This window comes from Nostoc favosum CHAB5714 (assembly GCF_020829495.1).
In the GTDB taxonomy this organism is placed as follows: domain Bacteria; phylum Cyanobacteriota; class Cyanobacteriia; order Cyanobacteriales; family Nostocaceae; genus Nostoc; species Nostoc favosum.
The window spans coordinates 1-9,677 of record NZ_JAIVFQ010000162.1; the positions used below are offsets into that span (position 1 = coordinate 1).

Genomic DNA, 9,677 nt, shown 5'->3' on the forward strand with positions numbered 1-9,677 from the left:
AGGGGGAGATGAGGGAGCAGGGGGAGCAGGGGGAGATAGGGAAGTAAATTCTTCCTCATCCCCCTCATCCCCCTCATCTTCCTCATCCCCCTCATCCCCCTCATCTTCCTCATCCCCCTCATCCCCCGTAACATTTTCTCAAATCAACGGTTCTGCACAACTTTTAGCAAATAATCAGTTGATCAGGTTTGATGTGGGGGGGCAAGCAGACAGTGGTGGCAGTATTTCTATTCAGGGAGAGACGCGTTCCAGGGTGCTAGCAGGGAACTTTCAAGTGCGATCGCAAGACTTGTTGGCTGAGGATATTACTCGGTTAATTAAGTTACCAGTGAACTTACAGGCGGGTCGAGCCAATGGCGACTTGTTAGTTAAGTTAACACCAGGACAACGGACTTTATTGTATGGCAGCGCTGCTGTGCAAGGCGTAACAGTTCAAATACCCAAAGTCCCGCAACTGTTGACCAATAGCCAAGGAAATCTCCGCTTCCAGGGAACGGAGTTGCAGTTAGATAATGTTACTACCAACTACGGCAAAATTCCGGTAGTGGCTACGGGAATCATTGACACTCAAGCAGGCTTTAAGTTGGCAGGGCGGGTAAATGCGGTGAGTTTGGCGAATGCTCAGGAAACTCTCAAGGTAAAACTGCCTCTGCCGATCGCTGGACAAGTACAAGCTGATTTGCAGATTACCGGATCAACTAAAGAGCCAATTATCTCAGGCACAGTTACCACTATTCAAACTGCTCGGATTGACAAAGTTGATTTTAATAGCATCAGTAGTAAGTTTGAGCTTGCGACTAGTTCCTCTTTAATTACCCTGAAAGATATTCAAGGTAAAGCCAAAGTTGGTGGTGATATCACGGGCGCTGGCACAATTCAACTCGGTAAAAACCCTCAACTGGATATAAATTTTGCTGCCAAGAATCTTCCAGGGGATGCGATCGCAAAAGTTTATGAAATAACACCCAACTTTCAAATCGGCAATGTCTTAGGTACAGCCCAACTAACAGGCGCTCCCACCAATGTCCAAACTGCGGTACAATATCAGGCTCCTAACGGAACTTACCCCGGAACTGGTGAAGTTGCAATCGCTCCAAATCGCAACGTCTCTTTCCGCAATGTGGCTCTGAATGTAAGTGGTGGTACAGTCCGGGCAACTGGTAGTTACGCCAATGAGCGTTGGCAAGCTGTGGCTGTTGCCTCTGGGGTAAAATTAGAACCCTTTGTAGATAAAAGTCAACTGCAAAATGTCTCTTTGGCGGAAGCACAGTTTAATGGTCGTCTCATCCTTTCAGGCAGCACAGCACCATTTAAAATTGCCACGATTCGCACTGATGGTGGAGAAGTTCAAATAGGTGGCGGCACAGTTGCAGTTTCTAATATCCAACTGCAAGAGCAAAGCTTCTCTGCTCAACTTGTAGCTAATGGTGTGCGGTTGGGACAAATATTGAAACAGTCTCTTCCAGCTTTAAATAACCCATTGGCGGGTACGTTCCAAATCGCAGGCAACAGAGATAATTTCAGCCTAAAAACCCTACGTGGTAGTGGCGAGGGTCGGCTTGCTATTGGCGGTGGTACGGTTACAGCCTCTAATATCCAACTTGCCAATGGTGTATATCAGGCGCAAATTCAAGCAAATAATGTTCCTGTACAGCAGTTGGCAACAGTACCAAAGCAGTTCCAAGGAGCCTTAACTGGTCAGTTCAACGTCGCGGGTTCTGTTGATTCTTTTAAACTCCAAACTATTCAAGCCAACGGTCAAGCGCGGGTAAATGTTGCGCGTGGGACTATTACAGCCTCTAATATCCAACTTGCCAATGGTTTATACCAAGCGCAAGTTCAAGCAAATAATGTTCCTGTGCAGCAGTTGGCAGCAGTACCACCGCAGTTCCAGGGAGCCTTAACTGGTCAAGCAAACGTGGCGGGTTCTGTGGAGTCCTTCCAAGCGCAAACTATCCAAGCCAGTGGTCAAGGACGGGTGGATGTTGCAGGTGGAACTATTACAGCCTCTAATATTAAGGTTAGTAATGGTTTATACCAATTGCAGGTTCAAGCAAATAATCTACCGTTGCAGCAGTTAGCAGCAGTACCACCGCAGTTTGGAGGGACGTTAACTGGTCAAGCAAACGTGGCGGGTTCTGTTGAGTCCTTTCAACCGCAAACTATCCAAGCCAGTGGTCAAGGAAGGCTGGATGTTGCAGGTGGAACGATCGCAGCCTCTAATATCCAATTGGCTAATGGTCGCTATCAAGCTGTAGTTAATGCTTCTGGTGTGGAATTAAATCGGTTAAATCAGCAATTGCGGGGTCAGTTTGGCGGTCAGTTGCAATTAGCTGGCACGCTAGGATCATCCAAATTAGCTGATGTGCGTGCTGCTGGACAGGTGCAATTATCCCAAGGTATCCCTGGTTTTGAGCAACCCCTGACGGCTGCGATCGCTTGGAGTGGTGAAAGGCTTACCATTGAGCGAGCAACTGCTCCCGGTTTAAGTGTGACTGGTAACATATTAGCCAATGCAAGAAAGGCAGGTATACCGGAAATTACTGCCCTAAATCTCAACGTCCAAGCGCAGAATTACAACTTAAAACAGTTACCGATCAATCTTCCTAATCAGGTTGCTGTGGCGGGGAGAGTAGATTTTAATGGTCAAATAACTGGTAAGTTGCCCTTGCCAAATGTGGTAGGGCAAATTAATTTACGAGACTTGGTTGTTCAAGATATTGCTTTTGAGCCGTTGTTAACTGGAAACATCGATTCAGCGCAGGGACGCGGGTTGAATTTGAACTTGGCGGGTAATAGCGATCGCCTCGCCTTTAATTTAGATGCCAATAATCGCCCAAAATCCTTCTTAGTAAAATGGCAGCAAGCATCAGCCACAGGCAATGTGCAAGGGAATGATTGGGCGCTCAAAGTTGCAAATTTCCCCTTACAAATATTGAATTTGACTCCGCCACCAGTTACTCGCCTGACTGGTAAGATAACTGGGTTATTAACTGGGGATTTGCTATTTAATCAGCAGACATTGGCAGCTAAAGGGAATTTAGCGATCGCTAATCCGCAAATTGGCAGGGTTAAAGGCGATCGAATAGCTGCTCAATTCCGCTACGGTAACGGTAAAGGCACACTCACCAGTAGCGAATTTGTCAAAGGCAAAAGTAGCTACGCCCTTGTCGGTACTTTTGCTCAAAGCCCTAAAGGCCCTCAACTACAAGGTAAACTGAACGTCAACCAGGGAGAGATCCAAGATGTTCTAACTGTAGCGCAGGTATTTGATTTACAAAACTTGCCAGGTGGTTCAGCAGAAATCTACGGCACAGCAGAGGATCTAACCACCACCCCCCAAGGAGCGCAAAATCAACCTTTATTAACCCAAATCCAACGGTTTTCTGAAATTGAAGCTTTGGTAGCAGAACAGGAAGAACAGCGACTTAATTCCACTCCCATACCAGATTTGGCAGACTTAAAGGGGACTTTCAATGGGGAAGTGGCTGTAAATACTGCTACAGCCAATGGATTATCAGTGGATTTTAATTTGAATGGACAAAACTTTGCCTGGGGTAAAAAGGAAGAACTGAATCGTTTTTATACTGCCGACAAAGTGATTGCCGAAGGCAACTTTGAAAACGGTGTTTTGAGTTTACGACCTTTACGAATCGAATCTGAAAACAGACTGATTGCCTTCACGGGTAACGTTGGCGGTGATGAACAATCTGGACAGTTGCGGGTGAATAATTTTCCGGTACAACTATTGAATAATGTTGTCAAACTACCAGTTGGAATCACAGGTAATCTTAACGGTACAGCAGCTTTAGCAGGCAGCATTGCTAATCCCCAAGCTAGAGGGGAATTGCAAATCACACAAGGATTATTGAATCAGAACAAAATAGAGTCAGCGATCGCAAGTTTCAGCTATGCCAACGGACGCTTAAACTTTGGTAGTACGGTAGCAGTTGCTGGGCCAAAACCTGTTGATATTACTGGCAGCATACCTTATAAATTGCCTTTTGCTTCCGTAGCACCAGACAGCGATCAAATCAGTTTAGATGTGAAGTTAGAAAACGAGGGATTGGCACTGTTAAACGCATTGACTAAGCAAGTGGTATTTGAGAAAGGTGAAGGAGAAGTAGACCTCAAGGTGCGGGGAACATTGCAAAAACCCGAAGTAAATGGAATTGCTACTATCAATAATGCTACTTTTTCAGCCCAGGCTCTCCCAGGTAAGCTCAGACGTGTTACAGGTAGAGTGCTGTTTAATTTTGACACCATCTTAGTGGAAAATCTCCAGGGTAGATTTAGCCGTGGGAAGGTAGAAGCTGCTGGAGAAATTCCCATTTTTAACAATGACAATACTATCAACAATCCCCTGACCGTTAATCTCGATCAGCTAGCGTTAAATCTGAAGGGACTTTACCTGGGAGGTGCTAGCGGCAATTTGCAGATTACTGGTTCTGCCCTTAACCCAGTAATTGGTGGTAAAGTAAATTTATTTGATGGTCAGGTATTGCTGGCAGAATCTACCGGGACTGCTTCATCTGCAAATAGTGGTTTTGGGGTATCACCCACAAAAGCCAATAAGCAGAGTAAATCTGAAATTGAGAATGGGTCGGGAAATGCGATCGCTAGATTTAATAATTTAGATTTAGAACTCGGTAAAAACGTCCAAATTACCCGTCCTCCTATTCTCAGTTTCCGCGCAACTGGTAATCTCATAGTTAACGGCTCAATCAATCAGCCAATACCCGATGGTACTATTCGCTTAGAACAAGGCGGGGTGAATTTATTTACTACCCAATTTAACCTTGCTCGTGGCTATACACACACCGCAACTTTTAGTCCCTCTCAACCCCGCGACCCCAACTTAGATATTCGGCTATATGCCAAGGTATTGGACGTAACTCAAAGTAATGATTTCAGCCGCGTAAATACCACAGGTTTATCAGCATTAGAGAGTGTTCGAGTCGAAGCCAGTATCAACGGTCTAGCCAGCAAACTGAATGAAAATCTAGAACTGACAAGTAGTCCGTCACGTAGTCAAACCGAAATTGTGGCTCTTTTAGGAGGTGGGTTTGTAGACACCCAAGGACGAGGTGACAGTACTTTGGGACTGATTAACATCGCAGGTTCGGCTGTGTTCAACAATTTTCAGTCAGCTTTTAACCAGATTGGGAGTAGCTTTGGCTTAAGTGAACTGCGGATATTTCCTACCGTTATTTCTGAGAATCCCGAAGCTGGAAGGAGCAGTTCAACTTTGGAATTAGCAGCAGAGGCTGGAGTTGATATTTCTTCTAAAATATCGGTTTCCAGTATCAAGATTTTGACAACAAATGACCCATTCCAATGGGGTGTTAATTATCGGATAAACGATGAGTTTCGTGTGCGTGCTTCCACTAACTTAACCGATGATAGTCGTGCAGTAGTGGAGTATCAAACGCGGTTTTAAAGAAATCTCTTCAATTATGAATTATGAATTATAAATTATGAATTACTTCCTGTTCCCTCTTTTCCTTGCTTATCAATAGCTTGTCGTACCTGTTCAACATCCAATTCTAATGCTTGCGCGATTTGCTCTATACTTAAACCAAACTTAAGCAGACGGGGTATAGTCTCCAGCTTTGTTTCTTCCTTTACTTCTTGGTAAAATTTAGTTTGTCTCCAATCGGTTAATCCAAACATCGCTTCCAACTCCTGCTGAGTTTTGTTTACAAATTTATAGATAAGCATTCTCTCTACTAATTCTAAGAGATTGCTACGGTTAGCTTCATCCGTTTGCTGTACTTGATTTATCAAGTTTTTCGCTTGCTGTACGGCTTTATCTTCTGTTGCAACGACTAACTTAATCACTCCTAGCCCAATCGAAGACGATGGTACATCATCTAACTCGTCTAAATAAATTATCCGAATTTGCTGTTGAGCTAATGATGTTTGATAAATGATATCATGTCCGCATAAATAGTTATGCTAACCACAGCCATTACACCCCACCCCCAGCCCCTCCCCGCAAGCGGGGAGGGCAGACAAAGCGACGATTGTCGGGGTGGGGTTCTTCGGGTTTAATAAGCAATCAAGCGGACATGATATGAATGGCACGCCTGGGTCGAGACTGCGTTGAGCAAAAAGTAATACTGCTTGCCAACGACGTTGAGGTTTATATTGATTTATATATAGGAAAGCTTCTGTTATTATTCGCCAATAAATATCATCATCGCGTTGAAACTGTACCTCAACAAAATAGATTGGGTCTTCTGGGAACTCAGCTTTTGGTAGGAATAAACCATCGATACGACGTGCTAATTCTTTGATTTCTACCGAGGTAAATTGGTAGTGCAATGCTAAGGATTGAGATTGTTCTAAAAGTTCAAATAAGACACCTGGAAGAATTTGAAATAAGGTATAAAAAATCGTGTCTGTTTTCATGTATTCTGGATTTTTAAATATTTTAAGATTATCGTGGCTGATAGGGCAATATCAGATTGTGATATTATCTCCACCTTCTTGATTAATAACTAATCGCAAAATTGATAATCCTAAAATTATCAAAAATAGCACTAAACCAATTGTGCAAGCATAGCTGATTTCCAAGTTACCAAAAGCTTGCTCATATAGATAATAAACAATCGTTTTAGAGCTACTGAGTGGCCCTCCTTGGGTCATAATGTATACTTCTTCAAACACTTTGGTGGCAGAAATAGCCGAAATCACCGCCACTAGTGCTAAATACGGCTTCATCAAAGGTATGGTAATATCCCAATGTTTGCTGATACCATCAGAGCCATCGATCGCAGCAGCTTCGTACACATCAGCAGGAATTGATTGCAACCCTGCTAAATAAATCACCATGTAGTAGCCTAGCCCCTTCCACACGGTGACAGCCATGACGCTGGCTAGAGAAATTGGTACAATACCAAAGATTTTTTCTGGGCTAGTAAGCCAAGGAATACCTTCTGAAAAAAGTCCCAAAGCTTTCAAAAACTGATTCAGTAATCCGTTCTCTGCATACAGCCATTTCCAGGCTATTCCCGCAACCACCATTGAAATTACCACTGGGGTGTAGTATGCCGATCTAAACCAATTCATCCCCCGCAGTTTCTGATTTACCAATATTGCCAGCACTAGGGGAGCAATTACTAAAATTGGTACTACACCCACAAGATATAAAAAAGTGTTTTCCAAGGTTTTCCAAAAAACTGCATCCTTCCAAAGCTTGAGGAAGTTGGCAAAACCTATCCATTGTGGCGGCTGGGCAATATCTTCGTAGCTGGTAAAGCTGAGGTAAAAGGCTTGCAGTGCAGGCCAAAAGACTGTTAACGCCAAAAGAACTAAGGCTGGTAGTAAAAATAAATAAGGAGTTAATCGCTGTTTGATGAATATCCAATCTTTAGGTGTTAATTGATTCATATAAGGTCTAATAGTTGTTTTCGCTTTGTCAGCAAGAATTTGGGGATGTGAGTAGATTTAAGCTTCAATATTCTAAAGGCATATATTTGCGTAACGCTAATTAATAACTCGGAGATAAACTACGATGGAAACTCAGCACAACCCGCCAATTGAACATCAAAATGTCCCTATAAACCACCGTGGACTACATGAATTTTTGTATAGTTCTGACGACGAACACACCGCCATTGAGGTGAGTATAACCCCTGAACTGGCAAACGATGGTACTGAAATCATTAACCTTGAGGCTTGGAGTGCAGCTGCTCAAAACGCTAAAATTGCAGGTGTTTATGCAGTATTAGACGCAGAACGCTGCACGCAGTATATTGGCTATTCTCGGAATGTGTTGCTTTCTTTAAACGGTCATGTCAGTCAAAATAGTCAGCAAAAGTGTGCTTTTGTACGTGTGCAAGCCTTCAAGTTCCCCAAGCGTCAAGAAATGGAAGATTTGCGAGATGCGTGGATAGCAGAACTCGAAAGTACACCACCTGGTAATGCAACTGAAAGCGATATGTGGGCTAGTACAGTAGGGGAAGCTGCGAAGGCGGTAATGTCAGAGGCGGAACGTCAAGCTTACGAGGAGAAAAAGCTAAAACTGCGAAAAGCAATGGCTGATACAACCCTCTCTAAAGAGTTAGAAACAATAGATGCGAGTATAGCCGAACGTCAGCGTCAACTTGAAGCTGCTGTGACAAATGATGACTGGAGTGTAATTATTGACGCACAGACACAGGAAACCAAGTCTTAGGATGAGTGTTCAGTCCTCTGGTTATTTCCCCACTTGGATACCCTATCTTGTCAAAGGATGGGGTATCCAAGTGTTTAGATGAATGTTTTTGCTGGCTTGGCATAGACACTATGCAGCTTTAAAGAAAAACGAACCGCAAAGGACGCAAAGGACGCAAAGAAAGAAAGAAAGAAAGAAAGAAAGAAAGAAAGAAAGAAAGAAAGAAGTTAATAGGACTTACGCATTGACAATAAATATTAAATATGGATCAAGGTTAAAAACCATATCTTTCGTAAGGGCACTAAATTAAAAATTTAGTGCTTGCTCTGTACCCTCTTCAATTACGAATTACGAATTACGAATTAGTAATTATTTGGTCAAACTCTGGTCAGAAAAGTAATCGAGTTATAATGACACAGCAGAAATGGCACAAACTTGTAAACCAACGGGTGTGTGAATAATCACAGATTCCACACCAAATACTTGGGCGATCGCATTTGGTGTCAAAACTTCTTCAGGTGTACCAACTTCCCAAATATGACCCTGTTTTAATAATGCAATCCGGGAACTATACCGTGCTGCTAAATTCAGTTCATGTAAAACTGTGATAATAGTTAATCCCTGTTGCTGATTCAGTTCTTTAAGCAGTTCCAATAGTTGCAATTGATAGTTGATATCTAAAAAAGTTGTAGGTTCATCTAATAGTAAAATTTTTGGTTCTTGCGCTAGTGCTAAAGCTAAAAAAGCGCGTTGTCTTTCACCGCCTGAGAGTTGTTCGACTAAGCGATCGCTAAATTTTTCTAGCTGGGTCTTTTCAATTGCAGCTTCTACTTTGCCCCAATCTTCGGCGGTTAATTCCCATTGCCACCAAGGTTGATGTGGCGTGCGTCCTAAGCTGACTAATTGTCGCACTGTTAAGCCAACGGGAACCGTTTGTTGTTGCGGTAACAATGCCAGTTTCTGTGCAACTAGATTTGGAGGTTGAGAGTGAATTGCTTTGCCATCAAGTAGCACTGTTCCCTGCTGTGGGGCGAGAATACGACTCAGCAATTTGAGTAAAGTAGATTTACCTGAACCATTAGCACCAACTAAACTCAACCATTCTCCTGTTTGCAGAGTGAGGTTAATGTCTTGAACAATTGGTACTAAAGTGTAACCACCTGTGAGGTTTTGCAGTTCGAGTGGCATTTCAGAAATTAAAAAATGAGAAACTTAATTTTACAGGATTTGAGTGGATTATTTAGCATCCTTATACCCGCTTCAATTCAATTAGACATATTGATTTAGCCTAAAGCGTTGTAATTTTAGCGAGTATACCAAATTACTTCTAAGTCTTCAACGCTTAAAAGAATTAAAATATCAGCGATCGCTACTGCGTAAATTACTTAATTGACATCCTCACCGCCCTAAAAGTGCGGTGATTCCTAAGCCTCACGACTTAGGTTTCTGCTTCTTTTCCTTACGGGGATTCCGCAACTGCCCTTCAACCATTAGATTGTCGGGTCTTATGTTCGCT

The 9,677-nt window shown here is 43.0% G+C and carries 4 protein-coding genes and 1 pseudogene; 2 read left to right on the top strand and 3 right to left on the bottom strand.

Features of this window, described 5'->3' with window-relative positions; genetic code table 11:
- The coding region (locus LC586_RS38160; RefSeq protein WP_229490971.1) for a translocation/assembly module TamB domain-containing protein at positions 1-5,440 on the top strand (5,440 nt) is incomplete at its 5' end.
- A 35-nt stretch (positions 5,441-5,475) separates the two neighbouring features.
- Here LC586_RS38160 and LC586_RS42465 read toward each other — a convergent pair.
- Both LC586_RS42465 and LC586_RS38170 read right to left on the bottom strand, forming a co-directional pair.
- A pseudogene (locus tag LC586_RS42465) lies at positions 5,476-6,414 on the bottom strand (Rpn family recombination-promoting nuclease/putative transposase).
- A 51-nt stretch (positions 6,415-6,465) separates the two neighbouring features.
- Positions 6,466-7,395 carry a carbohydrate ABC transporter permease gene (locus LC586_RS38170; RefSeq protein WP_229490973.1) on the bottom strand — a complete coding sequence of 310 codons (930 nt, stop codon included), beginning with the start codon at positions 7,393-7,395 and terminating at the stop codon, positions 6,466-6,468.
- A gap of 124 nt (positions 7,396-7,519) precedes the next feature.
- Between LC586_RS38170 and LC586_RS38175 the strand changes: the two genes are divergently transcribed.
- Entirely contained in the window at positions 7,520-8,182 is a 663-nt protein-coding gene (locus tag LC586_RS38175) for a GIY-YIG nuclease family protein (protein WP_229490974.1), read from the top strand.
- Between the two features lie 384 nt (positions 8,183-8,566).
- Here LC586_RS38175 and LC586_RS38180 read toward each other — a convergent pair whose 3' ends face one another.
- On the bottom strand, positions 8,567-9,349 hold the full coding sequence (locus LC586_RS38180; protein WP_229490976.1) for an ABC transporter ATP-binding protein: 783 nt from the start codon (positions 9,347-9,349) through the stop codon (positions 8,567-8,569).
- Positions 9,350-9,677 lie beyond the last annotated feature (328 nt).